Raw genomic sequence first — 26,915 nt, 5'->3', positions numbered from 1 at the left:
TGCGTTTGCCGGGGCCTCAGGAAGCCTGCGTCGCGCGCCTTCGGAGCCACGCGGCACGTACCTGATCGCGGATGGTGCGTTGGCTGCGACGGCTGACCAGGATCACCGATGCCACGCCGGTGGCGAGGACGATAGCTCCTCCAGCGGCCACCGCCCATCGAGCACCAAACTCCGTGCCGATCCAGCCCATGAGGGGCGCACCAATCGCCGTACCCCCTTGCAGGATGGCCAGGTACAGCGCCAGGACCCGTCCCCGGAACTGGGGTTCCACGGACAACTGGATAGTGGTGTTGCAGCTGTTGAGGAACGTGATGGATGCGAGGCCCACCGGGATGAGGACCGCCGCATAGATCCAAAACGTTGGCGAGATGCTGGCCAGGAGGGTGAATGCCCCCAAGGTCAAGGCACCTCCCAGCATGAAGCGCAGCCGGGGGCCGGATCGTCGGGCGGCCAGCAGCGCGCCGGCGAGTGTTCCCACGGCCATGATGGAACCGAGGAGTCCAAATTCTTCAGGCCCCATGCCAAATTCAGCGGTGGCCATCAGCGAGTTCGTGACAGCGAAATTCATGCCGAAGGCTCCCAGCAGCCCCACCATGACAAGGATGAGGACCAGGTCCGGACGCTGCCGAACGTAGCGCAGGCCATCCACCACTTGATGCTTGCCGCGCACCACTGGAGTGCTCGGCTCAAGCTGGGAGAGCTTCACCCGGAAGAGTGAAATGATGACCGCCACAAAGCTCACCGCATTGATGAGGAACACCGGGCCTGTGCCGATCCACGCAATGAGCAGGCCGGCAATGGCTGGGCCGGTAAGCCGGGCACTGTTGAAGGATGCGGAATTGAGGGCCACGGCATTGGAAATTTTGTCCGGTCCTACGAGTTCGGAGACAAACGCCTGCCGGGCCGGACCGTCGATCGCCGCAGCAATTCCGAGTGCAAGGGCGGCGAGGTAGACATGCCACAATTGCGCCCAGCCCGTGACCACCAGCAGGCCCAGGATCAACCCACAGACCCCCATCGCGGTCTGGGTCCACAGCAGGATCACGCGCTTGCGGTACCGATCGGCAAGCACGCCCGCATAGGGCCCCAGCAGCAGCATGGGAAGGAACTGAAGGGCCGTGGTGATGCCGACGGCCGTACCGGAGTGGTTGGTGAGGACAGTCAGGACCAACCAGTCCTGGGCGACGCGCTGCATCCAGGTACCGATGTTGGAAACCAGCGCACCGCCCGCCCAAACCCGGTAGTTGGGGTTCTCGAGCGCCCGGAACATGGCACTCATTTGGCGCTCATTTCCTGCATGATGTGCGCGGCGCGGCTGAGCGTCAGTCGGTCCTCCTCGCTGAGTCCTGCAACGCGCTGGGCCAGCCAGGCGGTCCGTTGGCTGCGCGCCTCCGCAAGGACTTCCTGTCCCGCTGGAGTGATGCTGATGTGGACCTGACGCCCGTCTCCGGGATGGGCCTGCCGGGTGGCGAAGCCCTGGTCAGTCAAGGCATTCACAATGCGTGTCATTGAGGGGGCCTGGACATGCTCGCGTTCCGCCAGTTCCCGGAGTGTCTGCGGGGCACCATTCAAGTGCACCAACACCGTGTACTGACCGGGGGTGATGACATCACCCGTTGCTTCGATGCGGAGACGTCGCGATGTGCGCATCACGGCAGTTCGCAGGTCGATGGCCAAGGCATCCGGACTGATGCCTTCCGGCTCGCTCGCTGTGGTGGGGGTTTCGCTGGCCGTGGTCAAAGGGAGGCGCCTCCTGAGATGGAAATAATGGTTAGCAATGCTAATTAGCTCTGCTAACTATTATGCTCCCCTCCCTTGGGCCTTGTCCATGAATGTCATGAGCGCCTCCTTTACCTCGCCGCGGCATCCTGCGTAGACGTCCTCAGCCGGTAGAGCGATGACGTCGCAGTGATGTACAGATCGGCGCCGTCAGCTCCGCCAAAACAAAGGTTTGAGACTCTTTCCGGAACGTCGACGGCGGTCAGCAGCTCACCGTCGGGCGCGTAGACCCGCACCGCAGACCCGGCGGACGTCCACACGCGTCCTTCGACGTCAACGCGGAATCCGTCCGAGGCTGCGTTGTCCTCAAGCTCAACGAAGGTCCGACCATCCCCGCACCCGCCGCCGTCAACCGGATAGACAGCGATCCGCAACGGCACCCCGAGCCCCGGACCTGCCGTGTCAGCCACATACAACAGCGATTCGTCCGGAGAAAAAGCCAAACCATTGGGGTGAACAAGGTCCGTGACCACCGGCGTAAGCTCTTCCGATTCCGGATCGAAGCGGAACACGTAACAGCCACCGTATTCCTGTTCGCCCTCGTGACCTTCGGTTGTACCAGGCAGGATCCCGTACGGCGGGTCCGTAAACCAGACAGTGCCGTCGCCGGCCACCACCACATCGTTGGGCGAATTGAGCCGATGGCCACCGAACGTATCGACGATGCCTGTCACCACGCCGTCGTGGTCCCGCTCAACGCGCCTGCGGCCGTGGCTGCACTGCACCACACTGCCATCGCGGTCCAGCGTCCGGCCGTTGGTGTATTCGACGGCGGTGGCGTACTCACGGGCCCGACCCGTGGCGGGATCGAACTCCAGGATGCGGTTGTTGGGGATATCGCTCCAGCGAACGGTCTGCGACTCCGGAATCCACACAGGACCCTCCGCCCACACGGTGCCTTCAAACAACTTTTCCAGGGTGCCTGCGAGCGGATTTTCCATGCCTCGAGACTAGTCCTTGGCAGGCTCCGCGCTGGCCTTCGACGCCGTATCTGCGATTCGGCCTTTGCTTTCAGCAGGCATGGCAAGCACCGCCACCACGGTGAGCACTGCGCTGACAAGCACCGCCAGGAAGACCGCTGACGACGCCGACACCGTAGTGTGCGGATCCGGACCACCGCTTGGACCGTTGGCATAGATGGAGTTGGCTACTGCGCCAAACACGGCCACGCCGATGGCACTGCCGATGGAGCGCGCAAAAAGGTTCGTCCCGGTGACAACGCCCCGCTCGTTCCATTCGACGCTGGTCTGGGCGGCGATGAGGCTCGGGGTTGCTACCAGCCCCAAGCCAAGCCCGACGATGAAGCAGGACATCGCCACCAGGAGAATGTTGGGCGATGAGGCGGTCAGGGCAAGGACCGCCGATCCGATAACGGTGACCACGATGCCAATGATGGCTGTACTCCTGAACCCGATACGGAGATAGAAGCGGCCGGCCTGGGAAGCGCTGATTGGCCAACCCAGCGTCAAGGCCGCCAGGGCGAGACCGGCCAGCAGCGGTGAGGTGGACAGGGCACCTTCGAGGAACGTGGGGACGTAGGAAGTGAGCCCCAGCATCACAGCACCCACCCCGAACGCGACCAACGCCGTTGTGGCCAGCAGCCGGCGGGAGACCACCCACATGGGCAGGATAGGCTCCGCTGCCTTCCTCTCGACCAGGAGGAACGCGATGAACACCACAGCTCCCCCGGCGAAAACGCCGATGCTGATAGGCGAGTTCCAGGGCCAGGCTTGACCACCCTGGAGTGCCCCGAGAATGAGCAGGCTCAACGAAACCGTCAGCAGCGCCGCCCCCGGATAATCTATGCGGTGCTTGGTACGCTCCACCTTCTCGTGGAAGGTACGGATCAGCATCCAACCCGCCAGCAGGCACAGCGGGATGTTGATGAGGAAGATCCACCGCCAGATCCCCAGTGACGCGAAGACGCCGCCCAGCGTTGGCCCTACAACCGACGACACAGCCCACACACTGGCGAGGTAGCCTTGCACCTTCGCCCGCTCAGCGAGCGTGTAGATGTCACCTGCAATAGTGATCGCCACAGGCTGGACCGCACCTGCCCCGAGGCCCTGAAGCACCCGGAAAGCGATGAGTGCCGGCATGCTCCACGCCACGCCGCAGAGGATCGACCCGAGGAGGAAGAGCCCGATCCCGAGGAGGATGACCGGCTTACGGCCCAGGACGTCCGAGAGCTTGGCGTAGACGGGTACTGAGACGGCCTGCGCCAACAGGTACGCGGAGAAGAGCCAAGGGAAGGAGGTGAAACCACCGATGTCCTCAACGATCGAAGGCACTGCCGTGGCCACTATGGTGGCATCGATCGCCACCAGGCCGGTGGCGAGCATCAGAGCAACCAGAATGGGTCCGCGCCGGGAGCGGAACCCGACTCCTTCGTCAGTTGCTGTGCTCATGCGCTCACATTCCCATCGTCATCACCGGCTTGGTCCACATGGCGTAACCCCTCCAGATGACGAATTAGTCCCGGCCCCTGGGAGAGTTCGGGCCTCCGCCGCGGTGGCCGATTCGACGCCCGGCAACCCACGTCCGTGCAAGATCGAGGTTACAAGCCCGGCACGGCGCGAAGAAACGACGACGGGCCACCGTGCGGTTCCGTGAGGAACCGAGGTGACCCGCCGTCGTCGTAAATCCAGTCCGCCGCAGTCGAGGCGGCAGTAAAGCTAGTCGTTGATCAGGTCGTGGACCACGATCGTCTGGTCGCGGTCCGGGCCGACGCCGATCGCCGAGAAGCGAGTGCCGGAAAGCTTCTCGAGCGCCAGCACGTAATTGCGGGCGTTCTCCGGAAGGTCCTCCAGGGTGCGGGCACCGGTGATGTCCTCGGTCCAGCCGTCGAAGTACTCGAAGATGGGCACTGCGTGGTGGAACTCGGTCTGCGTCATGGGCATTTCGTCGTGGCGGACGCCGTCAACATCGTAGGCAACGCAAACCGGAATCTGCTCGATGCCCGTGAGGACGTCCAGCTTGGTGACGAAGTAGTCCGTGAAACCGTTGACGCGGGAAGCATGGCGGGCCAGGACGGCGTCGTACCAACCGCAGCGGCGGGGACGGCCGGTGTTTACACCGAACTCGCCGCCTGTCTTCTGCAGGTACACGCCCATCTCGTCGAAGAGTTCCGTGGGGAACGGGCCGGCGCCAACACGCGTGGTGTACGCCTTGATGATGCCGATGGACCGCGAAATGCGGGTGGGTCCGATGCCCGAGCCAACGGACGCGCCGCCGGCCGTGGGGTTGGACGAGGTGACGAACGGGTAGGTGCCGTGGTCGACGTCCAGGAACGTCGCCTGGCCGCCTTCCATGAGGACAACCTTGCCCTCGTCCAGCGCGTTGTTGAGCTCAAGCGTGCTGTCGATGACCAACGGGCGCAACCGCTCCGCGAACGACAGGAAGTACTCCACGATCTCGTCCACCAAGATGTCGCGGCGGTTGTACACCTTGACCAGGAGTTCGTTCTTCTGGCGCAGCGAGCCTTCCACCTTCTGGCGGAGTATGGACTCGTCAAAAACATCCTGGACGCGGATGCCCAGGCGGGCCACCTTGTCCATGTATGCAGGACCAATACCGCGGCCGGTGGTACCAATGGCGCGGCTGCCCAGGAAGCGCTCGGTCACCTTATCCAGGACCTGGTGGTACGGGGCAACCAAATGGGCGTTGGCCGAGACGCGCAAGCGGGACGTGTCCGCGCCGCGGGCTTCGAGGCCATCGATTTCCTGGAACAGGGCCTCGAGGTTCACCACGCAGCCGTTGCCAATAATAGGAATTGCGTTGGGGCTCAGGATGCCCGCGGGAAGGAGCTTCAGCTCATACTTCTCACCGCCAACAACCACGGTGTGCCCGGCGTTGTTACCGCCGTTGGGCTTGACCACGTAGTCAACGCGGCCACCGAGCAGATCGGTTGCTTTGCCTTTGCCTTCGTCGCCCCATTGGGCTCCGACGATCACGATAGCGGGCATGGGATCCTCCCCCATTCTTTCGGGCTGGCCCCAGAAGGATAACTGGGGCTCGGCGCCGTACATGAGAATGCCCCGACATTACCGGTGCAGCCTGCCACGGGGGCCGGCATACGCAAGAGTTCGGGGCTCTTACCAGCCAAGTTTAGCCGATGGCACCGGTTTCTCTTGTGTCAAGGCGTCTTGAAAGACGGCCCGGTGAAGTTTTCTCCAGCGAAACACGTGCAGGATCCGTGCGGACTACGCGGCGGGCAGATTCCGACAGTTGCCGCCCAGTCCAAGGATGAGTCCCGCATTCGTGGCCACTGAGGCCGGCTGGGAGGTCCACCCGTACCGCTTCACCACAATGGCGAGTTGGAGTTCCGTGCCAAGGCCCAGCAGACCGCCCAACAAATTGGTGGCAACGTCCGTGGTGTATCCGCCTGCCGCTGTTCCGGTAGTGTTCGCAGCCAACGAGTAGCCGGTCAGTGGCGCCAGAAGGGACCCCAGGCCACTGGTGGAGGCCTGCATTTCTGCATCCGCCAGTGCGTAGCCTGCTGGTGGTTTCCAGTACACCCGCACATAGGCGCCCAGACCGGCGATCCCGTTGTTGTACACACATGGACCGTTGAGTGTTGGAGCCGGGATGGTCACGGTACCGAAGCTCCCCGCCGAGTACTGATCGCGTTGCCATGCCGCTTCCGTGACGGCCGGCGGGTTCACCGCGGAAAACACGACGGCGAGGGGCAACGCCACCGTCAGTCCAACCCGCGCCCGCTTGAACATATTCACCCGGCAGCACCCCGCATGCGCGCCAGGACAAATCCTGCCGCGACCGCCCCGAAACCGAGGAGCGCAAACCCTCCCAGGCGAAAACCGGTGTCGGCCAGGATTCCCGACGACGGCCCGGCCGGGTTTTCGGGGAAGTCCGGCCCACCCGTGTCGTCCCCTGACCCGTGGACGCCCACCACGATCTGCGTACGGCTCCCCTGCACCTCACGGGGCACGTCCTCGGCCAACGTTGCTGTCAGGAGGACGTAGGCGTTGGTCGATTCGGCACTGCCGGGTTCCATGAGGTCCACCTGCACACCCCCGGCAGCGTCCAGCGATGTCCGTCCCAACAAGACACGCTGGCCCTCCGCGCAGGAGCTTCCCTCCCAGGGTTGCGAGCAAGCCTTGAGCTCCACGCTCAGGAAATCCCGCAGCACCTCCGTTGACGCCGGCTCGGATTGCAGCCCGACGTCGAGGGATGTGGCAGGTTCGCCGCGAACATGGACATCCACCGCCCAATCCGCACTGCCGCCCGGGGTGAGCCGATGCACTTGGCCGCCTGGACCGGCGTCGAGCTCCAACCAACCCGAAGCCTCCCTATCGGCGGCAACCGCGGGTGCGGCACCCAGCAGCAGCACTGCCGCAACGGCTGCCGTCCACAGCCCACTACGCCGCCACATGCTGTCCGCCCCCGCGTCGGCGTGACTGCCGCGGCCAGAGCACCCACGTCACCAGCGCGGACACGGCCACTGTGGTGGCGCCCAGGACCAGCGGGTTGGCGGCCGCGGCCACTGGTTGGGCGAGCCCCGGCACGGACCAGAGGACCAGCCGGACGTGCTCCACCACGTAGGGCGCGGGATCGGCCTCGATGTTGGCGTCGCCCTTCATGGTGATGGTTCTTGCAGGGCCATCCGCGGGCACCACCGTTTGGACCCGGTGCGTGATGGGCAGCTTCCCGGGCCGGTCCACGGTCACCACATCGCCAATACTGACCTCGTCCGCCGGGATCTCACGAACCACAGCCAGAGATCCTGCCGGAATGGTGGGCGACATCGAACCTGTCTTGAACATGATCAGGGTGATGTTGAAGAGCAGTGCACAGATCACCGCAAGGATGCACACGGCACCGCCTGCCGCGGCGATGTTCAACAGGATTTCGCGCAGCCGGCCGCGGAACGGGCGGAGGCTCATGTGCTTGAGGTGGCAGTGAACTGCCAGGTCGCAGTGGCGGTCTGGCCCTGGAGTGCGTTATTCGCACCGACAGGAAGAGTGACTTCGAAGCAGAACTGTGTGGGCGCCCCGGGGAGCGTGGCCGACGCTGCGGCCAGAGGATTGACGACGCCGGCGGCTTGCCCTTGCGTGAACGGTTTAGCGCCGTCGCTGCCCACCACGAACGTTGGCGTTCCGGTGAACGACGACGCCTGGCATGTGGCCGACCTGACCACTCGGTACCGGAGCGCCGCGCCCAGGTCAGCGTTCCCGGTTCCGCTGCTGGTCACCACGGGAATCCCGAGGACCACTTCGCCGGCCACCGACGTTGCCTTGGTCCGAATCGCGAAGGGGGCGTAAACCACCGTGCCCGGGCTCATCGCGGCGGCATTGAACACCAGGGCGCCGCCAGGGGATACGTCGTTGGTGCTCCACGTGCCAAGGGCGTCATACGGTTTGGTGACATTCGACTCCGTTTGGAAGACACTCGCACCAAAAGAACCCTGGGCGAAGTCGCTGTCGGTCCACGATGCCAGGGTCACGGAGCTGCCGAGCCCCAGCACCAATGCCCCGGCAAGGAGCGCACGGATGCGGAGGAAACCCGCACCGCGTCTAATCTTGGCTTGTCGACGGCCCATGGATCACTGCGATTGTGCGGCGAATTCCCAGGTGGTGGTCCCGGTTTGGGATTGGACGAGGTCATCGTCCGCAGTGATCCTGAAGCATAGGTTCACCGGTGCGCCCGGATCGGTGCCCGCTCCCTGCGTCAGCGCAAAGGTGACGCTGCCCGGCGTCGTCCCCAGTACCTGTCCGGCTGCCACCAACGTGGTGTCCACCGGTTCGGCGCACCCAAAATCCGTCGATTGCGTGAGGGAATACGTGAGACCGGTCAGTGCGCCCGTCGAAGCTTCCGTTGAGACGGTGACCGTGGCGTCGTTGGTAGTAGCGTCGTCCAGCCTGACCGCGAAGGGTGCCGTGACGACGTCGCCCGGTGAGAGGTTGGACGGTGTTGCCGTGAAGCCCAGCGTTGCGGGGGCCGTAACGGGGTTCTCCCCGAAGGTGGTGCCGTCAGTGCTGCCTTCAAGATTGAAAGTGCCCGCAGTGAAAGTGCCTTGCGCGAATTCGGAGTCGTTCCAGGCGGCGAGGGTGATGGCCGCCCCCACTCCGAGGACCAGACCGCCGGCCAGGATGGCGCGGACTTTGGGTACCTTGCTGTGACGCTGCGTTGTTTCCGGTGAAGCTACTTCATGTGCAACCATTGTTCCCCCGAGCTGGATGTTGGCGCCTGAGGGGTCGCCGAATGACTCCCCTCCAACCCATGATCGACTTAGGCGGAGAGAAGCGACGCGGAACGGCACTTAAGGGTTAATCACTCACCTGCCACAAATTGCAACGCAGCTTCGGCGAACGCGGGCCACTCCGCGTGCGATGGGAAAGGCACTTCCACCCAGTCCTTGAAGGGACGCTTCATCCCGGAAGGATCGAACAAGACGGCTCCGGGAAGGGCCAGTGCGCGGGCATGCTCTACAGTGTCCCGGCCCAGTTTGAAGACCACCTTGTCTCCGTTCAAACAGGCCAATGCCTTCTTGTTCAGCATCAGGGACGTTGCTCCGAACATCTTTCCCATGACAACGCCGGCCGGCGCCAGATCCGCCCCCAAGCCCTCGAAAGCGGACACCGCGGCAGCGGGCGATTCATGTTTCTCCATACGCCGCATCATGCACGAACCCGCGTGCCGTCGTCGAGAGTTGGCCACCGGCGTCGGGATACGCGCCACGTTTCCGCGGCAACACGCCGCGTCGCATTCGGGGGCGCGCCGAAGCGGGCCCCGTTCACGCCCATAGTCCGGTAAGGTTAGTTAGCCCCCAACAGCACCCTTTGAGGTTCGGCTGCGGCATGCCCGCGGCCCCTTGGAACGGTGCGCTGTAACACCTAGGAGACCTAACCCCTGATGCAAGAACTGGCGACTGAATCACCCGAAGAAATCCTCTGGAACCGCCGCTACGAACCGCACATCGCCGAGGTCAACGAGCTGTGCGACTCCATCAAGGAGCAGAAGCCGGGCAGCGAGGTCCTTTACATCGACCCCGCCCACAGCATGGATGACTGCCGCATCGTCAGCCTTTTCTCCAACCAGCGCACCAACACCGGCGAAGGCTTCATCACCCCGGGTGACGAAGAAGCCGCCACCCGCATGCTCGGCATGCAGTGGCAGCTGGGCCTCCGTCCCGGGCTCATGATGCCCTGGAACGCATACCCGTGGATCGAGCCCACCGAGGAACCGGGCAAGCTGACGCCGGCCAACATCACCGAGGGCCTCAAGCCTTTGCTTCGCCTCCTGCAGCTCCTCCCGCGCACCTCCGCCCTGGTGGCACACGGCAATGAGGCACACCGCTTGGCCGACCAGCTGATGAAGGCCGCTCCGGCCAGCATCGCCCGCCGCGGCTTCAAGACCTTCAAGGTCCGCTCGCTCGGCGGCCGGTCCTTCGCCGGCACTCCTGCCCGCCAGCAGGAATACCTGGATGCCATCCACGGCGCTTACGCCGAGGCCATGGCACGCACGGGTATCCCCCGCAAGGCCTAGCCGTACCCAACCAACGACGACGGCGGCCCTCACCTTTTTGGTGGGGGCCGCCGTCGTCGTTGGGGTGCTTGTGGTGGGGGTGGAAGCGTTAGCCGACCAGCATGCTGCGGAGGTCCTTGAGGATCAGCTGCGCGCCGGTGGGGCCGAGGCCGAGGAACCAGACGTCGTCGCTGACGGCCTTTGCCTGGCCGGCCTTGACGGCACCGAGCTTGGGCCAGACGGCGCCTTCAACAACCGACGTTTCGCCGGTAGCTGCGGGGTCGCCGTAGCTGCTGTAGAAGATCCAGTCGGCATCGCCTTGCTCGATGTTCTCGGCTGAAATCTCGGCCGCGAGTTCATCGATGTTCTGGTTCTCCGGACGGGCCAAGCCGGCGTCCTTCAGGATGACACCGATCAGCGACTTGTTCGCATACAGGCGGATCTTGCCCGGCAGGAAGCGGACCAGCGAGATCTTGGGATCGCCTTTCACGTCTGCCTTGAGCGCATCGGCTTCTGTCTGGTAGTCGTTCAGGGCCTTAACGGCTTTGTCTTCCTCGCCCAGGGACTCGCCCACCAGGAGGAAGTTTTCCTTCCACGGGAAGCCAGGGCGGATGCTGAAGACCGTGGGGGCAATGGCGGACAGCTGCTTGTACAGCTTGTCCGCGCGGAGCTGACTGCCCAGGATGAGGTCGGGCTTCAGCGCAGCAATGGCTTCGAGATTGAGGTCCTGGATGGTACCCACCGAGGCCACATCCTTGACCTTGTCGGCCAAGTACGTGGGGACAGGGTTGGCACCTTCGGTGGTGGCCATGCCGACCGGCGTGATGCCCAAGGTCACGACGTCGTCCAGCTCACCGGTGTCGAGGACCACCACGCGGGTGGGCTTCTTCTCCAGGGTGGTTTCGCCATTGGCGTGCTTGAGGGTGCGCGGGAAAACGCCCGGGGCAGCGTCCGTGCCCAGCTTGGCAGTTTCCTGGTCCGCAGTGGTGAACTTGGAACCGCCCGTGGCAACATCGGCGTTGCCGGCGCTCGAGCCTGAGCCACCACTGGTGCCGCAGCCCGCGAGGAGGCCCACCACTACGGCGGCTCCGGCCACCTTCATCGCGAGAGTACGCACTGCATTTCTGCGAAGAGGGGAAGCCTTACGCGGCTGCACTTCAAAATCGTCATTTTTCACGGAGTAAGGCTAACCTAATTAAGGCACACTTCTGTGACGTTGTGACAACAGTCACGGAATGGTCGCCCGATTACCGCCCAACTCCCCGGAATGGTCCCCTGCTGTGTCCCACATGACGGCGCTATGTCGCAAGTAGCCGCCCCCGCCCGTCCGGCCGCCGACGCCGCCCGGCGTACCGGCGTCGTCAATAAATCCCAGTGGCGGGTCCTCTTCCTGTTCCTGGCGGCGGCGGTACTCCTCGGTGCTGTGGTGTTGAGCCTGGGCGTCGGGGCCAAGTTTATTCCGGCGTCCACCGTCGTTGAAGCTTTCACCAATCCGCAGGACACCGCCGACCACGCGATCATTCTCGAAAGCCGCCTGCCGCGTACACTCATGGGAATCGCCGTCGGAGTCGCTTTGGGTGTGGCCGGAGCGCTCATCCAGGCGATCACACGGAATCCCCTGGCCGATCCCGGCATCCTGGGCGTCAACGCGGGCGCTTCCTTTGCCATTGTGATCGCTATTGGCGTCTTTGGGGTTGGCTCGCTCAGTGGCTACATCTGGTTCGCCTTTGTTGGCGCCATCCTGACCACAGCTGCCGTGTACCTGATCGGTACATCCGGCCGGAACGTGGTGAACCCGATCCGGCTTACCCTGGCCGGGGTTGCCCTGGGCGCCGTGCTCACCGGTATCGGCTCCGGGCTCACGCTGTTGAATCCGAAAGCCTTCGACCACCTGCGCTCGTGGAGCATCGGTTCTTTGGACACCCGCAGCATGGAATCCGTCCTCACCGTGGCCCCGTTCATGGGAGTGGGATTGTTCGTCGCGCTGTTCTGCGTCCGCGGGCTCAATGCCGTGGCCCTGGGCGATGACCTGGCAACCTCCCTCGGAGCCAACGTCAACCGCACACGAATCCTGGGCGTCGTGGCCATCACCCTCCTCAGCGGCGCAGCAACAGCCGGCGCTGGAGCCATCGGCTTCGTGGGGCTCATGATTCCGCATGTGGCCCGCTGGATCGTGGGCCCGGACCAGCGTTGGATCCTGGCGACCACCGTGGTGCTCTCCCCCATTTTGCTGCTGGTATCGGATGTAGTGGGCAGAGTCGCCGCACCTGGTGAGCTCCAGGTGGGCGTGGTGACGGCGTTCATTGGTGCGCCGGTGCTCATTGCGCTGGCCCGCCGCCGGAAAGTGAGCGGGCTGTGAATCGCCTGGGCCCCGGAAGCCGCGTCAGCTTCGGCCGGCCCACGGCTTTGGTCCGCAACCGTTCACTGAGTGTCCGGTTCGATGTCCGCAGCATCCTCGTGTGCATTCCGCTGCTTCTGGCCGCGCTTGCCGTAGCCGTGGTTTCGCTGGCCACTGGTGACTACGACGTCCCGGTACAACAAGTACTGCAGGCTTTCACTGGCGATGCTCCGGGACTTGCCCAGACCATCGTGATGGAGTGGCGCCTCCCCCGGGTTCTGTCTGCGCTGGTGTTTGGCGCCGCGCTGGGAATGAGCGGCGGCATCTTCCAGTCCATGACCCGGAACCCCTTGGGCAGCCCGGACATCATCGGGTTCAACACGGGCGCTTACACCGGCGCGCTGATCGTGATGCTGACGGTTGGCGGCGGTTACCTTGGCATCGCGACAGGCGCACTTGTTGGCGGCATCCTTACTGCGCTGGCCGTCTACTTATTGGCTTACCGTCGTGGTTCCCAGGGCTTCCGCCTCATCATCGTGGGTATCGGGATCAGTGCGATGCTGGCCGCTTTCAACCACTGGCTCATCCTGCAGGCGGAACTCGAGGCCGCCTTGGCGGCAGCCGTCTGGGGAGCCGGGTCGCTCAACGGCATCACGTGGGAGCAAGCGGCGCCTGCCGCCGTCGTGGCTGTTGTGGTCGGCTTGGCCACGCTGGCAGTGGCACGTCGGATGCAGTTGTTGGAAATGGGCGACGACGCCGCACGCGCCTTGGGCGTCCGGGCGGAACCCACCCGTTTGCTGCTGCTCATCCTGGGCGTCGCGCTGACCGCAGCCGTCACCGCCGTCGCCGGCCCCATCGCCTTCGTGGCCCTCGCCGCACCGCAGCTTGCCCGCCGGCTCACCCGTAGTGCCGGCATCACGCTGGTGCCCTCCGCAGTAATGGGCGCCTTCCTCCTGGTGTCCAGCGACCTCGCCGCGCAACGCCTCTTTGCTCCGATCCAGTTGCCTGTGGGCGTTGTGACGGTGTGCATCGGCGGCATCTACCTCGTCTGGCTGCTGGCCAGGGAAGCAAGGAAATCATGAGCCCCACAAGTACTGCCCCTCAGTTGCATGCCGAAGCGCTGACTATCGGTTACGAGCAGCGCATCATCTCCGAGAACCTCAACGTGCGCATCCCCGAGGGAAAGTTCACTGTGATCGTGGGGCCGAACGCCTGCGGCAAATCCACGCTCCTGCGCGCACTGGCCCGGCTCATCAAGCCCCGGAGCGGCCAGGTTCTGCTCGACGGGAAGTCCGTGACTTCCCTTCCGGCGAAGGAGCTCGCCCGGCGCCTCGGCTTGCTCCCGCAGTCGTCCATTGCGCCCGACGGCATCACGGTCGCGGACCTCGTGGCCCGCGGCCGGTACCCTCACCAGAAGTTGCTGCGGCAATGGTCCGAAGCCGATGAGGTTGCCGTCGTTGAGGCCATGGAGGCCACCGGCGTCTCGGCCCTGTCCGGGCGGCTTGTGGACGAACTGTCCGGCGGCCAGCGGCAGCGTGTGTGGGTAGCCATGGTCCTCGCCCAGCAAACACCGCTGATGCTCCTTGACGAGCCCACCACCTTCCTTGATATCGCCCATCAGATCGAGCTGCTGGAGCTGTTCCGCGAGCTCAACCTGGACAAAGGCCACACGCTCGTAGCTGTGCTGCACGACCTCAACCACGCCAGCCGCTACGCGGACCACATCATCGCCATGAAGGACGGCGTAATGGTGGCCGAGGGCGCTCCCGCCGACGTCATCACGGAGTCCTTGGTGGAGCAAGTGTTCGGGATGGCCTGCCACATCATCGACGATCCCGTGACCCATACGCCCCTGGTGGTACCGCTCGGTCGGCCGCGGCACGCGGCGGTCACGGACTGACTCTGACCAACACTCATTAACGACGACGGCGACCCTCGCCTTTCGGTGAGGGCCGCCGTCGTTGTTTGCTGTGAGGCTTTAGCGGGCTTCGATTGCTGCCTTGGCCTTGGAGTCCGAGTCGTTCAGGAACTTCTCGATCCGCTCCGGCTCTTCAGCCTCGCCGATGGCGGAGGCTGCACGGCCCAGCGCGTAGAGCGCACGCAGGAAGCCTTGGTTTGGCTCGTGCTCCCACGGGATGGGTCCGACGCCGCGCCAACCGTTGCGGCGCAGGGAATCCAGGCCGCGGTGGTAGCCGACGCGGGCGTAAGCGTAGGACTCGATGGTCCGGCCTTCGGCCCAGGCTTCCTCGGCGAGGATGGCCCACAGAAGGGACGACGTGGGGTTCTGGGCTACGAGGTCCAGAGCTTCCTTGCCGAGTGCCAGGTGCTGGTAGATCTCGGTTTCGGCAGGCAGGAGCGTGGGCTCCGGCCCCATCAGGTTCTTCCGGAATTCGTCCGACATTAGAAGGTCTTGCCCACCGATCCGAGCTGCTGGGCGGCTTCGACGATACGCGCGGCCATGCCGGCCTCGGCCGAAGCGCCCCACACGCGGGGATCATAGGTCTTCTTGTTGCCCATTTCGCCGTCGATCTTCAGGACGCCGTCGTAGTTGGAGAACATGTGCCCGGCCACCGGACGGGTGAACGCGTACTGGGTATCGGTGTCGATGTTCATCTTGATCACACCATAGGAAACAGCGTCAGCGATTTCCTGCTCCGTGGAACCCGAACCACCGTGGAACACCAGATCAAACGGGTTTTCCTTGCCGATCTTCGCGCCAACCTCGGCCTGGATCTGCTGGAGCAGTTCCGGGCGGAGCTTGACGTTGCCCGGCTTGTACACACCGTGCACGTTACCGAACGTCAAAGCCGTCAGGTAGCGGCCGTTCTCGCCGGCACCCAGTGCCTCAATCGTGGCCAGGGCGTCCTCGGTGGTGGTGTAAAGCTTCTCGTTGATCTCGTTCTCAACACCGTCTTCCTCGCCACCAACGGTACCGATTTCAACTTCGAGGATGATCTTCGCAGCAGCAGCGCGCTCCAGCAGCTCACGGCCGATGCGCAGGTTCTCCGAAAGGGTCTCGTGCGAACCATCCCACATGTGCGAGTTGAAGATCGGGTCCTTGCCGGCCTTCACAGCTTCCTCGGACGCGGCCAGCAACGGCAGGACAAAGTCCGCCAGCTTGTCCTGCGGGCAGTGATCCGTGTGCAAAGCGATGTTGACGTTGTAGTTCTTCGCCACTTCACGGGCGAACGCGGCAAAACCGAGGGAACCGGTAACCATGTCCTTGACCGAAGCACCGGACCAGTAGGCTGCACCACCGGTGGAAACCTGGATGATGCCATCGGACTCGGCCTCGGCGAAACCGCGGATCGCAGCGTTCAGAGTCTGCGACGACGTCACGTTGACCGCGGGGAAAGCGAAACCGCCAGCCTTTGCGCGGTCGATCATCTCGGAGTAAATCTCTGGGGTTGCAATGGGCATGGTGACTCCTATGCTGAATTCGTCTGTGGGTTGGTAACCCTGGAGTAGACCGCTTACGGCTAGCACCCATCCTAGCGATAACCGCCGTGCCGCCGTGTTTCGGGTCACTGGGGCTCTTAACACTTCCGCCGGGTTGGCACTCCACCCGCCACCCCCCGTTCATCTAAACGATGGATATACTGCGGGAATGGAGATCCCCCCGAGTGCAGACAACCAGCCCCGCCTGACGCCACCCCTGCAGCAGCAGGGAAGTACTTTTCCCGAAGGGCAATCCAGGCGGAAGCGGAACATGATTATTGGCATCGCAGCGGGCGCAGCGGTAGTCCTGACCGCTGCCACCGTTGGTGTGGTCCTCCTGGTTTCATCGTTGTCACCGGCGCATGACGTCAGCGCGGCAGCTAAAACATACTTCCAGGCCCTGATCGACGGGGACGGCGAGAAGGCCCTCAGCGTATCCGACCCTGGCGTCCCGGAGAATGAACAAGCTCTCCTTCAGAACAATGTGTACAAAAGCGCAGGGCAGCACATTGACGGTTACCGGATCCTGGGCGCAAGGTCGGATTCCGTCCGTGCCGAAGTCACCCAAAACGGCCGCAAGCAGGAAATCACGTTGAGAATGACCAAGTCGCGAGAGGGCGAGTGGAAGGTTGGGGCTACGAACTTCCAAAAGATCCGGCTGAGTTCCAGTCGTCCCGTGAAGTCGTTCGCCGTGAACGGCGTCGACGTTCCCGCACCTGACCCCGGAACCGGAGCGCGGAATTCGCTGCTAATGCCGGCCTTCCCCGGCGAGTACACCCTGGGCGTATCGGGAGACAAGTACGCAACGGCAGAAGAGCAGAAAGCCTTGATCAGCATTGACCGGGCGATTTCCAAGAGTTCCGAAAGTTTGAAAGTGATACCCAGCCAGCTGCTCCTGGACGAAACCCGGACACTTCTCGAGAACAAACGAAGTGAATGTACTGCCTCCACGCCGGACAGTGCATCCGAAGCGACCCGTCGTGGTTGTTCGGGGTTCGCGCTCTACGAATACCGCCCTACCCGCAATCTGAAATGGACCATCGAGAAGGAACCCTCCTTCACTCTCCTTCGTGGCGAGGACAGTTGGATCATTCAGTCGGAGGAAGCGGGCAAGGCTTCCGTGAGCTACGAGGTGAACAGCGGCCGTGACGATGCCCCGCAATGGGAGCCAAAGGTTGAGCTTGTAACACCCAGGGTCTCTGGTGAGATCCAGATCGTGGACGGAAAAGCCACCCTGAAAGATCGCTAGAGAGCATCCGCACGGTCTGAAATCGGCACGGTCTGAAACTGAAAAGTTGCCTAGCTGACGGGCTGCTGGAACACGTGCCGGCGGACCCACGCGTGCATGGCGATGGCTGCGGCTGACGCGGCATTCATGGACCGGGTGGATCCGAACTGCTCAATGGACAGCGTGGCGACGGCGGAATCGTGCACCTCGGGCGACAGGCCAGGACCTTCCTGCCCGAACACCAGCACGCATTTTTTCGGGAGGTCGTAGGTTTCAAGCGGCACGGAATCCGGGAAGATATCGATGCCGATTACAGCAAGCCCCTCCCCCTCGGCCCACTGGACAAAGTCCTCAACGGTGGGGTGGTGGCGGACGTGCTGGTAGCGGTCGGTGACCATGGCGCCGCGACGGTTCCACCGCCGTCGGCCAATGATGTGGACCTCCTTGGCGAGGAACGCGTTGGCGGTGCGCACCACGGTGCCGATGTTGAGGTCGTGCTGCCAATTCTCAATGGCGATGTGGAAGTCGTGGCGCTTGGAATCGAGATCCGCCACGATCGCCTCGTGCTTCCAGTACCTGTACTGGTCCACCACATTGCGGCGGTCACCATCCCTCAACAGGTCCGGATCCCAATGCTCGCCAACCGGCAACTCGCCTTCCCAAGGCCCGACGCCGACCTCGGGTTTCGCCTCTGCCTCGCCCTCCGCTGTGGTTTCGGCAGGGGTGGGCAGGGCTGTGTTGGGGGGAAGGTCAGTCACCCCTCAACTTTAGCCCCGCCCCGTCATGGCCTCAGCGCCAGGACTTAGCCCATCTTCCACTTGTTGATGCGGTACGAGTTGCCCAGCTGCTCGAAGAGCCCCGGGTGGGCATCCCAGTATTCCTTGTGTCCGCTGACCCCGAGCATCTGCGGGGTACCCCACGGCGTCACGGAGAACAGGTTCACGGCCTGGATCGCTTCGCCACGGGCATTGGCGCAGGTGAAACCGATGACAACTGCGGCACCACGGCGGAACTCGCGTACTTCCGGCATGCTGGTCTTGAAGTCCGAGGCACACTTGTGGCCCACCAGGTTCTGGGGAAGTTCGGTAGCGGTCATGCCCTTGTAGCGGGCTTCGATGTCCTGGATGGCTTTTTTGATCTCTGCAGGATCATTGCCGAACTTGCCCTCTTCGGACTCAGCGAAGAAGGCGTAGGCGAGCGCGATTCCGTCGCCGTCGGTCTCAACCGTCCCTTGGGCCTTCTTCTGGATTTCCTCGCCGGTGGTCGGATCCTTGGTAATGCCGAAGGACTCGTCGTGGGTCCATTCGGCAAGGTACTGGAAGGACGATTCGCCCGTGACCCACTTGCTGAACAGCGGGTCGCCGTCGGCCGGAACGTTCGTGGGTCCGGCGAACTCTTCCCATACTGCAGGCAACGGAATGGCGTCGGCGGGCATATCGGTGGACGCCGACGCGTCACCGGAGGGTTCCGGCTCGGCGGAGGGATCAGTGGACGGCTCAGCCGCCGCGTCCGACGCCGCGTCCGAGGATGTCACCGACGGCGTTTCGACGGCCGTGGGCTTGGTCATCGACGGAATCAGCCAGGTAAACGCCACCACCAGGGCAATGATCACGACGACGGCGACTCCGCCGAGGATCAGGAACAGGGATTTCTTGTTGTGGTCACCCGGGTTCTGGCCGGGTCCGCCAGGCTGGTTTGGGTAGCCGGGTCCGCCAGGGTAACCGGGCTGGTTGGGCTGCGCGGGTCCGCCAGGGTAGCCGGGCTGGTTGGGCTGCGCGGGTGCGCCAGGGTACCCCGGCTGTGCAGACTGGTTGGGATAGCCGGGCTGAATGGGGACATCCTGCGCGGGGAAAGCCTGGGTGGGTGCGGGCTGTGTGGGGACAGCCTCGGTCTGGCCCTCCTGCGCCTGGCCCGGTTGGTACTGCTGGCCCGGCTGGTACTGGCGATAGGGCTCCTGGCCCGATCCATAGCGTGGCTGTGGCACGCCGTCGGGGTTGTAAGGAGGCTGGGGTGCTCCGTTGTTATTGCTCATGGCAGGCCCTTTCGAGTGCAGTGCTGGCACCGGGCCTCTGAGGACACCGGTGGACAAATTCCGTGAAAAGGGGACCTGCTGGAGCGCGGCAGGCACTGGGTGGCCACCGTGTTGATCCCCCGACCCACGGTGTGGTCCGTACCGCGCAGCCACCAGCGTAGTTCAGGTCACCGCGCTTCACACAAGTCAAAACCCATATCCACATGGGCAGAACTACCCACATAAGGGGAATCCCAGGATGTCCAGCCGCCCGAATGATGAAAGACTGGGTGGCAGTGCATGAACAATCCCAGCCGGAGGCAAATATGGCAGAAGAATCCACGCCCCACACGTCCACATCGGTTTACCGTAACGGCCACGAAATCGAATGCTGGCTCACGGACATGGACGGCGTCCTGGTCCACGAAAACCAGGCGATCCCCGGTGCGGCCGAGCTCATCCAGCGCTGGGTAGACACGTCCAAGCGCTTCCTGGTGCTGACCAACAACTCCATCTTCACCCCACGTGACCTCGCGGCCCGCCTCCGCGCATCCGGACTGGAAGTCCCGGAAGAGAACATCTGGACGTCCGCGCTGGCCACGGCGCAGTTCCTCAAGGACCAGGTCCAGTCCTCGGATTCGGGCAACCGCGCCTACACCATTGGCGAAGCCGGCCTCACTACCGCGCTGCACGAGGCCGGGTTCATCCTCACGGACACCGACCCCGACTTCGTGGTGCTCGGCGAAACCCGCACGTACTCCTTCGAAGCGATCACCATGGCCGTCCGCCACATCCTGGCCGGCGCCCGCTTCATCGCCACCAACCCGGATGCCACGGGCCCCTCCAAGGACGGCCCCATGCCGGCAACCGGCGCCATCGCGGCCATGATCACCAAGGCCACGGGCCGCGAGCCGTACATCGTGGGCAAGCCGAACCCCATGATGTTCCGCTCCGCGATGAACCAGATCGACGCCCACTCCGAGACGACGGCCATGATCGGCGACCGCATGGACACGGACATTGTGGCGGGCATGGAAGCGGGCCTGCACACCGTCCTGGTGCTCAGCGGCATCACGCAGCGGGAGGAAATCGTCTCCTTCCCGTTCCGGCCCAACCAGATCCTGAACTCCGTGGCCGACCTCAAGAGCCAAATCTAGAAGGATAGAACCATGGCTGTGCTCAATCTGCGTCCCTTGGCCGGTGGCCGGATACTCAGGGGGAGCCAGCCGTTCGGCTTGGATGCCGCTGCAACGTCGGGTTTCCTTGCGGCGCACGGCATCCAGGCGATCGTGGATTTGCGGAGCGAGCTTGAACGCTCCTTGGTTCCGTGGCTGGTTGACGACGACGGCGGGCCTGCCGCCGTCGTCCCGCCCGCCGTCGAACTCATCCATAATCCACTCGACCCAAACGCCATTGCGGGGTCGCTCCAAGCCGTGGAAACAGCGGAGGATCTCGGCGAGCTGTATTTGGGGTGGGTCCGAATCAAGCCCGAGTGGGTGGCTGACGCCTTGCGTCCGGTAGCCCGAGGCAAACGCACACTGGTTCACTGCTCGTTAGGCAAGGACCGGACGGGTGTGGTGTCGGCTGTTGGACTTCTTGCAGCCGGCGGGACCGAGGATCAAGTGGTGGCTGACTACGCCGCAACCACAGCAAACCTGCCGGACGTCCTGAAGATCATGGCGGAGACATGGCGCCTTAGCGTCCCGTCAACCCCGGCAGAGTATTTCAGCCCGGACCTCATGATCCTGCAAAGCCCCGAAGCTGCGATGCGGCACTTCCTGGCCGGCTTCGCGCAGGAGTTCGGGGACGTTCGAGGCTTCCTTCGCGACGCGGGCCTCACCGCCGTCGAAGTTGAATCGCTGGAAAACGGCGCCTGAAACCTACACCGGCCGAATGACCCTGCCGTTCGGCTCCCGGAATGACGGCTCCTGGGGCTCGGGCGGGAGCGGCTGTAGCTCGTTCTGGACGCGTTCCAGCAACGGACGGTACAGGCCGCCGTTCCATTGGGGACTCGCGTGCGCGGGCCGGGCGCCTTCGGTGCTGAGCGTGGGCAGCGCCATGTTGGCTCCGAACACTTTGCTCCACCCGGCTCGCGCGGACTCATAGTCCACCGTGCCATCCTTGGCGTTGCCCAGGAACGCCATCTTGGCTCCCCCGATCTTTCCCGCTAATCGGAGACCGTCAAAGTGGTAAATGTAGGCCGATTCGGTCTGTATGAGCACGCTGGAAGGGGCGATCGGCGAGAGCTGCTCCAGGCTTTGGTCAAGGATCTGCCGCCACGTGCGCTCGTCCTTGTGGGCCACACGCTCCCCCAGCTCATAGCCGCCGCGGAGGACCGACGGGATGCGGAAGCCATTCTCGTAAAGGAACACCACACCGTCGAACCAACTCTGGTCCAGCACGTCCGCCCGGCTGAACGGGCTCGAGTCCAGGACGATCAACTGTGTCTCAACGCCGTGCAGCTCCAGCAGCCGGGCGGCCACTTGCGTGGCCAGCATCCCACCGAAACTGTGGCCGTAGAAGTACAGCTTCTCCAACTCCAGTTCACGGACGTGCAGGATGATTGCGCGGACGACCTCGTCCACGTCCAGGCCCAGGTTGGAATATCCGACGGCGGCGAGACGGCCGCGCTGGTGCAGGGCCGGGCGCAGGGTGTTGAGAATCCATTGAGCTTCTTCCCAGCTCGTTTTGTACCCGGGGAAGAGGATCCAGCTGGCCTTGGGAAAGTAAAGGTCCGAGTACGGATCGGGCACGCGGAGGATCTTGGTTGCCCGGCGCTCGGCCTGCACATGCCGGGTAAAGAGCATGTCCCCCGCGAGCGCTGCCGAGGCTCCGGCGGTGATGAGAAAGTTGCGGCGGGACGTCTTCTTCAGCCGGGCAGCGTAAGGCAGGACCCGGGCCCATGCGCCCGGATCCTCTGCTTTCCCCGCTTCTGGAGAAGCCGGCACCGGGAGGTTTTCGTCCACCTCCGGAGGTGCCGGGAGCTTCCCTACTTGAACGTCCACGCAGCAAGCATAGGCTTCGAAAGGCGGTGCCTCACAGCCCCGGAGTTTGTGTACACCTGATGCCCTTAAGATGCGCCTTTAAGGTCAAGAGCTGTACAAAAACTCCTTAGCTGAGGCCCAGCTCGTCCTTGCCGAAAGCGAAGAGGTACGGCACGCCGGTTTCGGCTTCGATCTTCTCTTTGGCACCGGTGTTGCGGTCAACGATGACGGCGACGGCCACCACATTGCCGCCCGCCTTACGGACGCCCTCGACGGCGGTCAGCGCGGATCCGCCCGTGGTGGACGTGTCCTCGAGAACCACAACATTGCGGCCCTCAACCGAGGGGCCTTCCACTTGGCGGCCCATGCCGTAGGACTTCTGGGCCTTGCGGACAACGAAGGCGTCCACTGCGCGGCCGGCGTCGGCAGCAGCGTGCATTACAGCGGTACCGACGGGGTCGGCACCCATGGTGAGTCCGCCAGCGCACTCAACTGAAACACCGGCGTCGTCGATCATTGCCAACATGACCTGACCCACCAGCTTGGAGGCCTCGTGGTGCAAGGTGATGCGGCGGAGGTCGATGTAGTAGTCCGCTTCCTTGCCGCTGGAAAGAATCACCTTGCCGCGGACCACCGCCAGTTCTTTGATGAGTTCAAGAAGGCGGGCACGGGCAGCAGAGGTGTCAGGCGAGGAAGTCATGGCTCCTAGTTTAGTGGGGACGGAGCTTTGTGAAGGCCAGGGGCCGCCGTGGTTGAGCGGATGACCAAGCGGGGGTTGACGATCTGTTCCCCGCTTCCACCGCCTCCATCCAGTTGCTGCAACATCGCTTCCATGCAGCGCCGGCCTAGTTCCTCGAAATCCTGCTTGATGGTGGTCAAAGGCGGCATGAAGAACTCCGCTTCGGGCTGATCGTCGTAACCCACCACGCTGATCTGGCCCGGTACCTGGAGTCCGGCTTCCTGCACGGCGCGGAGCACACCCACAGCCATTTGGTCATTGGCAACGAAGACGGCGGTGATGCCGCGGTGGTGAAGCAGCTCCAGGCCGGCGCGGTAGCCGGAGGCAGCGTCCCACGCGCCCCGGAGCAGGACCTCGGTTTCGAGGCCGGCATTGCCCAGCGCTTCCTCCCACCCCTTGATGCGCTCGGCGGCATCGATCCAGTGGGGAGGCCCCGAAACATGGGCAATATGACGGTGCCCCAGGGCGATCAGATACTCAACGGCCAGGCGGGCACCCAACCGCTGATTCAGTGATGCGCCCGTCAACTGGTTTCCCGCGCCCGCCCCGACCGCCACTATCGGCACGGGAACGGCCACCTCGTGCAAGACGCCGAGGACGTCCGGGTGCGGAACCAGGATGACGATGCCGTCCACGGACTGGTTCCGGAAGTGGGCTATGGCGTCATTGACGCTGTCGCTGGTCACTTCGCGAAGGTTGGCGATGCTGACGAAGTACCCGGCTTCCCTACCGGCCTGCTCAACTCCGAGGAGTGTGTTCGCAGGCCCGAACTGGCCCGTCTCGCAAGCGAGCACCCCAATGGTCCGGGAACGCCGCGTCACCAGGCTGCGGGCTGCCGTATTCCGCCTGTAGCCAAGGTGGGCGATGGCCGATTCCACGCGTTCCTTGGTCTTGCCGCTCACGTTCGGATGGTTGTTCAGTACACGGGACACGGTTTGGTGCGAGACCCCGGCCATCTTGGCGACGTCGCCCATGACTGGAGGCCTCGCCGGTGGGTCCTGGGCGGCCCCGGACAGTGCCCGGGGCCGCACGGAAGGCGGATACTCGCCGCGAGACATGGAATCCTACTTCGCGTCGACGCCCACAGGCTCCGTTGTCGCAGCCGGAGCTGCCTCGGTTGCCGGAGGTGTGGTCTTCCACTTGAAGCGCCTGCCCATGGAGGAACCTCCACCGGCACCTGTCCGGTTCTTGTTGAAGATATCGAAGCCGACGGCCAGCAGGAGCACCAGGCCCTTGATGAGCTGCTGGTAGTCGGTGCCCAGTCCAAGGATGGACATGCCGTTGTTCAGGACGCCCATGATGAGGCCACCGATCATGGCGCCGGCTACCGTGCCGATGCCACCCTGGACCGCAGCGCCACCAATGAAGGCGGCAGCGATGGAGTCGAGTTCGAAGCCTGTACCGCCCGCGGGCTGTGCCGAGTTCAGGCGGGCCGTGAACACCAGCCCGGCCAACGCGGCCAGGACGCCCATGTTGACGAACAAGCGGAAGGTGACTTTCTTGGTCTTGATGCCGGAGAGCTCGGCTGCGTGGAGGTTGCCACCAATCGCATACGTGTGCCGGCCGAAGATGCTGTTGTTCATCAGTGCCGAGTAGACGATCACCAGGACGGCCAGGACGATCAGGACGATCGGGGTACCGCGGTAGCTGGCCAGGAGGAAGGTGATGATGAGCATCAGCACTGCGATGAAACCGTTCTTGACGGCAAACCAGGCCATCGGCTCATTCTCCAGGTTGAACTTGCGGCGGACCCGGCGTTCCTTCAGTGCTTGGAAGAGGATGGCTGCAGTGCCGCCGACGCCGAGGATGACCGTCAGCCATTCCAGGACGGAGGTGCCACCGGAGATGTCCGGCAGGAAGCCGCCACCCAGTGCACGGAGTTCGTTCGGGAAGGGGGTGATCTGCTGGTTCTTGAGGGTGATGAGGGTCAGGCCACGGAAGATCAGCATGCCTGCGAGGGTGACAATGAAGGCTGGAATGCCCACGTAGGCAATCCAATAGCCTTGCCACGCACCCACCAATGCGCCAACCAGGAGGCAGGCCGGGATGGCCAGCCACCAAGCCCAACCCCAATGCACGATCATCACGCCGGCAACAGCCCCGATGAAGCCTGCGATGGAACCAACAGACAGGTCGATGTGCCCGGCGATGATGACCATCACCATACCGATGGCCAGGATCAGGATGTAGCTGTTCTGGACCACCAGGTTGGTGACGTTCTGCGGCTGCAGCAGGATGCCGTCGGTCAGGACCTGGAAGAGGATGACTATCAGGATCAGGGCGACGAAGATGCCAACCTGGCGGAGGCGGCTTGTGAGGAAGCCAAGGGATTCTCGTAGGGCGGACATGTTCGCTATTCCTTCTCTTTGGTCATGAAGTGCATGAGGGTTTCCTGGGTGGCTTCGGCGATGGGGACTTCGCCGGTGATATGGCCTGCGGACAGCGTGTAGATCCTGTCGCAGATGCCCAGGAGCTCCGGAAGCTCAGAGGAGATCACAATGACTGCCTTCCCGGCAGCTGCAAGTTCCGCAATGATCGTGTAAATCTCAAACTTGGCGCCGACGTCGATCCCGCGGGTTGGTTCATCCAGGATCAGCACGTCGGGATCGGAGAACATCCATTTGCTCAGCACTACTTTTTGCTGGTTTCCGCCCGAGAGTTTGCCGGTGATGGCGGCCACGGACGGAGCTTTGATGTTCATGCTCTTGCGGTAGTGGTTGGCTACGGTGGTCTCTTTGTTGCCGTCCACCCAGCCGCGCTTGGCCAGCTTGTTCAGTGCGGCCATGGAGATGTTCCGTTTGATGTCTTCGATCAGGTTCAGGCCGTAGTGCTTCCGGTCTTCGGTGGCATAGGCGATTCCGTGGTCGATGGCGTCGGAGACGGTGGAGGTGTTGATTTCTTCCCCATATTTGTAGACCCTGCCCGACACCGTTCGTCCGTAGGTACGCCCGAAGACGCTCATGGCGAGCTCGGTCCGGCCGGCGCCCATGAGACCTGCCAGTCCAACCACTTCACCCTTGCGGACGTTGAGGCTGGCATTGTGCACCACCGTTCGGGCATGGTCCTGTGGATGCTGGACTGTCCAGTCTTCGATGCGGAGGACTTCCTCGCCGATGTTGGGGGTCCGGTCCGGATAGAGGCTTTCAAGGTCGCGGCCCACCATGCCGCGGATGATACGTTCCTGGGTGATTTGGCCTTGGTCGAGCCGCAGGGTCTCAATGGATTTTCCGTCGCGGATGATGGTGACCGCGTCGGCCACCTTGCGGATCTCGTTGAGCTTGTGGCTGATGATGATGCTGGTGACGCCCTGGCCCTTGAGGTGCAGGATGAGGTCCAGCAGGTGGTCTGAGTCTTCATCGTTCAGCGCAGCGGTGGGCTCGTCCAGGATGAGGAGCTTCACCTCTTTGGACAGGGCCTTGGCGATTTCCACGAGCTGCTGCTTGCCCACGCTGATGTGCTGGATGGGCGTGACCGGGTTTTCGCTGAGGCCGACGCGTGCCAGCAGTTTGGCAGCTTCCAGGTTGGTCTTCCGCCAGTCCACCCAGCCGTTCTTCGCCAACTCGTTGCCAAGGTAGATGTTCTCGGCGATGGACAGGTACGGGCTCAATGCCAGTTCCTGGTGGATGATCACGATGCCGCGCTTCTCGCTGTCCGTGATGCTGGAGAAGTCACAGGGCTCGTTCTCAAAGAGGATGTCGCCGTCGAAGGTGTTGTGCGCGTAGACGCCGGACAACACCTTCATGAGGGTTGATTTGCCGGCGCCGTTCTCACCACAAATGGCGTGAACCTCGCCCCGGTTGACGTCCAGGGTGACGTCCTGGAGGGCTTTAACCCCGGGGAAGGTCTTGGTGATTCCTCGCATTTGAAGAATGGGTACGTTCATCGTCATTTCCCGCTGACTGGTTGAAACTTGG

At 63.5% G+C, this 26,915-nt stretch carries 28 protein-coding genes; 7 read left to right on the top strand and 21 right to left on the bottom strand.

All coding sequences use genetic code 11. The features are described 5' to 3' along the window. Window positions 1-16 precede the first annotated feature (16 nt). From N7568_RS14490 to N7568_RS14440, 11 genes are all read right to left on the bottom strand, one after another. Window positions 17-1,279 carry an MFS transporter gene (locus N7568_RS14490; RefSeq protein ID WP_261610494.1) on the bottom strand — a complete coding sequence of 421 codons (1,263 nt, stop codon included), beginning with the start codon at window positions 1,277-1,279 and terminating at the stop codon, window positions 17-19. Continuing rightward, the gene (locus N7568_RS14485; protein ID WP_261610629.1) at window positions 1,276-1,650 is read right to left on the bottom strand and encodes a MarR family winged helix-turn-helix transcriptional regulator; all 375 of its coding nucleotides are present in this window, start codon (window positions 1,648-1,650) and stop codon (window positions 1,276-1,278) included. Before N7568_RS14485 ends, N7568_RS14490 begins: the two co-directional genes overlap by 4 nt. A 200-nt stretch (window positions 1,651-1,850) precedes the next feature. After that, window positions 1,851-2,720 (bottom strand): SMP-30/gluconolactonase/LRE family protein, encoded by an 870-nt coding sequence (locus N7568_RS14480; protein WP_261610493.1) that lies wholly within the window; start codon window positions 2,718-2,720, stop codon window positions 1,851-1,853. Between the two features lie 9 nt (window positions 2,721-2,729). Then, complete coding sequence (locus N7568_RS14475; protein WP_261610492.1) at window positions 2,730-4,187, bottom strand: MFS transporter; 1,458 nt, start codon at window positions 4,185-4,187, stop codon at window positions 2,730-2,732. Between the two features lie 267 nt (window positions 4,188-4,454). Further along, window positions 4,455-5,744, bottom strand: a complete 1,290-nt coding sequence (locus N7568_RS14470; protein ID WP_261610491.1) for an adenylosuccinate synthase — start codon at window positions 5,742-5,744, stop codon at window positions 4,455-4,457. Between the two features lie 237 nt (window positions 5,745-5,981). After that, window positions 5,982-6,512, bottom strand: coding sequence for a hypothetical protein (locus N7568_RS14465; RefSeq protein WP_261610490.1), 531 nt, complete (start codon window positions 6,510-6,512; stop codon window positions 5,982-5,984). Then, window positions 6,509-7,171 (bottom strand): hypothetical protein, encoded by a 663-nt coding sequence (locus N7568_RS14460; RefSeq protein WP_261610489.1) that lies wholly within the window; start codon window positions 7,169-7,171, stop codon window positions 6,509-6,511. The genes N7568_RS14465 and N7568_RS14460 overlap by 4 nt, the downstream gene beginning before the upstream one ends. Beyond that, window positions 7,158-7,682, bottom strand: a complete 525-nt coding sequence (locus N7568_RS14455; RefSeq protein ID WP_261610488.1) for a signal peptidase I — start codon at window positions 7,680-7,682, stop codon at window positions 7,158-7,160. Before N7568_RS14455 ends, N7568_RS14460 begins: the two co-directional genes overlap by 14 nt. Then, the gene (locus tag N7568_RS14450) at window positions 7,679-8,338 is read right to left on the bottom strand and encodes a SipW-dependent-type signal peptide-containing protein (protein ID WP_261610487.1); all 660 of its coding nucleotides are present in this window, start codon (window positions 8,336-8,338) and stop codon (window positions 7,679-7,681) included. The genes N7568_RS14455 and N7568_RS14450 overlap by 4 nt, the downstream gene beginning before the upstream one ends. Window positions 8,339-8,341: 3 nt before the next feature. Further along, a complete protein-coding gene (locus N7568_RS14445) occupies window positions 8,342-8,959 on the bottom strand; it encodes a SipW-dependent-type signal peptide-containing protein (RefSeq protein ID WP_261610486.1) in 618 nt (205 codons plus the stop codon). Between the two features lie 110 nt (window positions 8,960-9,069). Next, window positions 9,070-9,408: a hypothetical protein gene (locus N7568_RS14440; protein WP_261610485.1), complete on the bottom strand. Its 339-nt coding sequence runs from the start codon at window positions 9,406-9,408 to the stop codon at window positions 9,070-9,072. Window positions 9,409-9,651: 243 nt separating this feature from the next. Between N7568_RS14440 and N7568_RS14435 the strand changes: the two genes are divergently transcribed. Next, on the top strand, window positions 9,652-10,284 hold the full coding sequence (locus tag N7568_RS14435) for a uracil-DNA glycosylase (RefSeq protein ID WP_261610484.1): 633 nt from the start codon (window positions 9,652-9,654) through the stop codon (window positions 10,282-10,284). 88 nt (window positions 10,285-10,372) lie between these two features. Here N7568_RS14435 and N7568_RS14430 read toward each other — a convergent pair whose 3' ends face one another. Further along, window positions 10,373-11,440 (bottom strand): ABC transporter substrate-binding protein, encoded by a 1,068-nt coding sequence (locus N7568_RS14430; protein ID WP_439898986.1) that lies wholly within the window; start codon window positions 11,438-11,440, stop codon window positions 10,373-10,375. Between the two features lie 90 nt (window positions 11,441-11,530). Here N7568_RS14430 and N7568_RS14425 point away from each other — a divergent pair, with 90 nt between their 5' ends. From N7568_RS14425 to N7568_RS14415, 3 genes are read left to right on the top strand one after another with little or no spacing between them, the layout of a single operon-like run. Continuing rightward, a complete protein-coding gene (locus N7568_RS14425; RefSeq protein ID WP_439898985.1) occupies window positions 11,531-12,622 on the top strand; it encodes an iron chelate uptake ABC transporter family permease subunit in 1,092 nt (363 codons plus the stop codon). Next, window positions 12,619-13,683 carry an iron-enterobactin ABC transporter permease gene (fepG, locus tag N7568_RS14420; protein WP_261610482.1) on the top strand — a complete coding sequence of 355 codons (1,065 nt, stop codon included), beginning with the start codon at window positions 12,619-12,621 and terminating at the stop codon, window positions 13,681-13,683. The genes N7568_RS14425 and fepG overlap by 4 nt, the downstream gene beginning before the upstream one ends. Further along, window positions 13,680-14,501, top strand: coding sequence for an ABC transporter ATP-binding protein (locus N7568_RS14415; RefSeq protein ID WP_261610481.1), 822 nt, complete (start codon window positions 13,680-13,682; stop codon window positions 14,499-14,501). The genes fepG and N7568_RS14415 overlap by 4 nt, the downstream gene beginning before the upstream one ends. Window positions 14,502-14,579: 78 nt before the next feature. Here N7568_RS14415 and N7568_RS14410 read toward each other — a convergent pair whose 3' ends face one another. Then, window positions 14,580-15,002 (bottom strand): DUF3151 domain-containing protein, encoded by a 423-nt coding sequence (locus N7568_RS14410; RefSeq protein WP_261610480.1) that lies wholly within the window; start codon window positions 15,000-15,002, stop codon window positions 14,580-14,582. After that, complete coding sequence (gene fbaA / locus N7568_RS14405) at window positions 15,002-16,021, bottom strand: class II fructose-bisphosphate aldolase (RefSeq protein ID WP_261610479.1); 1,020 nt, start codon at window positions 16,019-16,021, stop codon at window positions 15,002-15,004. Before fbaA ends, N7568_RS14410 begins: the two co-directional genes overlap by 1 nt. A 187-nt stretch (window positions 16,022-16,208) precedes the next feature. On the opposite strand from fbaA, the gene N7568_RS14400 reads away from it, so the two are divergent. Then, complete coding sequence (locus tag N7568_RS14400; RefSeq protein ID WP_261610478.1) at window positions 16,209-17,288, top strand: hypothetical protein; 1,080 nt, start codon at window positions 16,209-16,211, stop codon at window positions 17,286-17,288. A gap of 50 nt (window positions 17,289-17,338) precedes the next feature. Here N7568_RS14400 and N7568_RS14395 read toward each other — a convergent pair whose 3' ends face one another. Together N7568_RS14395 and N7568_RS14390 are read right to left on the bottom strand one after the other, a co-directional pair. Continuing rightward, a complete protein-coding gene (locus tag N7568_RS14395; RefSeq protein WP_439898984.1) occupies window positions 17,339-18,025 on the bottom strand; it encodes a TrmH family RNA methyltransferase in 687 nt (228 codons plus the stop codon). Between the two features lie 44 nt (window positions 18,026-18,069). Next, window positions 18,070-19,299, bottom strand: a complete 1,230-nt coding sequence (locus N7568_RS14390; protein WP_261610477.1) for a hypothetical protein — start codon at window positions 19,297-19,299, stop codon at window positions 18,070-18,072. A 305-nt stretch (window positions 19,300-19,604) separates the two neighbouring features. On the opposite strand from N7568_RS14390, the gene N7568_RS14385 reads away from it, so the two are divergent. Next, complete coding sequence (locus tag N7568_RS14385; RefSeq protein ID WP_090826227.1) at window positions 19,605-20,435, top strand: HAD-IIA family hydrolase; 831 nt, start codon at window positions 19,605-19,607, stop codon at window positions 20,433-20,435. Between the two features lie 12 nt (window positions 20,436-20,447). Continuing rightward, complete coding sequence (locus N7568_RS14380) at window positions 20,448-21,155, top strand: tyrosine-protein phosphatase (protein ID WP_261610476.1); 708 nt, start codon at window positions 20,448-20,450, stop codon at window positions 21,153-21,155. Window positions 21,156-21,158: 3 nt separating this feature from the next. On the opposite strand, the gene N7568_RS14375 is transcribed toward N7568_RS14380, so the two are convergent. The 5 genes from N7568_RS14375 to mmsA all read right to left on the bottom strand — a co-directional run bounded on the left by N7568_RS14375 (window position 21,159) and on the right by mmsA (window position 26,884). After that, on the bottom strand, window positions 21,159-22,283 hold the full coding sequence (locus N7568_RS14375; RefSeq protein ID WP_261610475.1) for a thioesterase domain-containing protein: 1,125 nt from the start codon (window positions 22,281-22,283) through the stop codon (window positions 21,159-21,161). Window positions 22,284-22,389: 106 nt separating this feature from the next. After that, window positions 22,390-22,962: an orotate phosphoribosyltransferase gene (gene pyrE, locus N7568_RS14370; protein WP_261610474.1), complete on the bottom strand. Its 573-nt coding sequence runs from the start codon at window positions 22,960-22,962 to the stop codon at window positions 22,390-22,392. 5 nt (window positions 22,963-22,967) lie between these two features. Continuing rightward, window positions 22,968-23,975, bottom strand: coding sequence for a LacI family DNA-binding transcriptional regulator (locus tag N7568_RS14365; RefSeq protein WP_261610626.1), 1,008 nt, complete (start codon window positions 23,973-23,975; stop codon window positions 22,968-22,970). A 90-nt stretch (window positions 23,976-24,065) separates the two neighbouring features. After that, complete coding sequence (mmsB, locus tag N7568_RS14360; RefSeq protein WP_261610473.1) at window positions 24,066-25,349, bottom strand: multiple monosaccharide ABC transporter permease; 1,284 nt, start codon at window positions 25,347-25,349, stop codon at window positions 24,066-24,068. Between the two features lie 5 nt (window positions 25,350-25,354). Continuing rightward, entirely contained in the window at window positions 25,355-26,884 is a 1,530-nt protein-coding gene (mmsA, locus tag N7568_RS14355; RefSeq protein ID WP_261610472.1) for a multiple monosaccharide ABC transporter ATP-binding protein, read from the bottom strand. Between the last annotated feature and the right edge of the window lie 31 nt (window positions 26,885-26,915).

The sequence above is a fragment of the Paenarthrobacter aurescens genome, from assembly GCF_025421775.1.
In the GTDB taxonomy this organism is placed as follows: Bacteria; Actinomycetota; Actinomycetes; order Actinomycetales; family Micrococcaceae; genus Arthrobacter; species Arthrobacter aurescens_B.
This window is presented reverse-complemented; position numbering and strand designations above follow the sequence as displayed.

Excerpts from the sequence above, each read along its gene's own strand:
- N7568_RS14490 (WP_261610494.1), bottom strand. The coding sequence starts at position 1,279 with ATGAGTGCCATGTTCCGGGCGCTCGAGAACCCCAACTACCGGGTTTGG.
- N7568_RS14485 (WP_261610629.1), bottom strand. The coding sequence starts at position 1,650 with ATGCGCACATCGCGACGTCTCCGCATCGAAGCAACGGGTGATGTCATC.
- N7568_RS14480 (WP_261610493.1), bottom strand. The coding sequence starts at position 2,720 with ATGGAAAATCCGCTCGCAGGCACCCTGGAAAAGTTGTTTGAAGGCACC.
- N7568_RS14475 (WP_261610492.1), bottom strand. The coding sequence starts at position 4,187 with ATGAGCACAGCAACTGACGAAGGAGTCGGGTTCCGCTCCCGGCGCGGA.
- N7568_RS14470 (WP_261610491.1), bottom strand. The coding sequence starts at position 5,744 with ATGCCCGCTATCGTGATCGTCGGAGCCCAATGGGGCGACGAAGGCAAA.
- N7568_RS14460 (WP_261610489.1), bottom strand. The coding sequence starts at position 7,171 with ATGTGGCGGCGTAGTGGGCTGTGGACGGCAGCCGTTGCGGCAGTGCTG.
- N7568_RS14455 (WP_261610488.1), bottom strand. The coding sequence starts at position 7,682 with ATGAGCCTCCGCCCGTTCCGCGGCCGGCTGCGCGAAATCCTGTTGAAC.
- N7568_RS14450 (WP_261610487.1), bottom strand. The coding sequence starts at position 8,338 with ATGGGCCGTCGACAAGCCAAGATTAGACGCGGTGCGGGTTTCCTCCGC.
- N7568_RS14445 (WP_261610486.1), bottom strand. The coding sequence starts at position 8,959 with ATGGTTGCACATGAAGTAGCTTCACCGGAAACAACGCAGCGTCACAGC.
- N7568_RS14440 (WP_261610485.1), bottom strand. The coding sequence starts at position 9,408 with ATGGAGAAACATGAATCGCCCGCTGCCGCGGTGTCCGCTTTCGAGGGC.
- N7568_RS14435 (WP_261610484.1), top strand. The coding sequence starts at position 9,652 with ATGCAAGAACTGGCGACTGAATCACCCGAAGAAATCCTCTGGAACCGC.
- N7568_RS14425 (WP_439898985.1), top strand. The coding sequence starts at position 11,531 with ATGGTCCCCTGCTGTGTCCCACATGACGGCGCTATGTCGCAAGTAGCC.
- N7568_RS14415 (WP_261610481.1), top strand. The coding sequence starts at position 13,680 with ATGAGCCCCACAAGTACTGCCCCTCAGTTGCATGCCGAAGCGCTGACT.
- N7568_RS14410 (WP_261610480.1), bottom strand. The coding sequence starts at position 15,002 with ATGTCGGACGAATTCCGGAAGAACCTGATGGGGCCGGAGCCCACGCTC.
- fbaA (WP_261610479.1), bottom strand. The coding sequence starts at position 16,021 with ATGCCCATTGCAACCCCAGAGATTTACTCCGAGATGATCGACCGCGCA.
- N7568_RS14400 (WP_261610478.1), top strand. The coding sequence starts at position 16,209 with ATGGAGATCCCCCCGAGTGCAGACAACCAGCCCCGCCTGACGCCACCC.
- N7568_RS14390 (WP_261610477.1), bottom strand. The coding sequence starts at position 19,299 with ATGAGCAATAACAACGGAGCACCCCAGCCTCCTTACAACCCCGACGGC.
- N7568_RS14385 (WP_090826227.1), top strand. The coding sequence starts at position 19,605 with ATGGCAGAAGAATCCACGCCCCACACGTCCACATCGGTTTACCGTAAC.
- N7568_RS14380 (WP_261610476.1), top strand. The coding sequence starts at position 20,448 with ATGGCTGTGCTCAATCTGCGTCCCTTGGCCGGTGGCCGGATACTCAGG.
- pyrE (WP_261610474.1), bottom strand. The coding sequence starts at position 22,962 with ATGACTTCCTCGCCTGACACCTCTGCTGCCCGTGCCCGCCTTCTTGAA.
- N7568_RS14365 (WP_261610626.1), bottom strand. The coding sequence starts at position 23,975 with ATGGGCGACGTCGCCAAGATGGCCGGGGTCTCGCACCAAACCGTGTCC.
- mmsB (WP_261610473.1), bottom strand. The coding sequence starts at position 25,349 with ATGTCCGCCCTACGAGAATCCCTTGGCTTCCTCACAAGCCGCCTCCGC.
- mmsA (WP_261610472.1), bottom strand. The coding sequence starts at position 26,884 with ATGAACGTACCCATTCTTCAAATGCGAGGAATCACCAAGACCTTCCCC.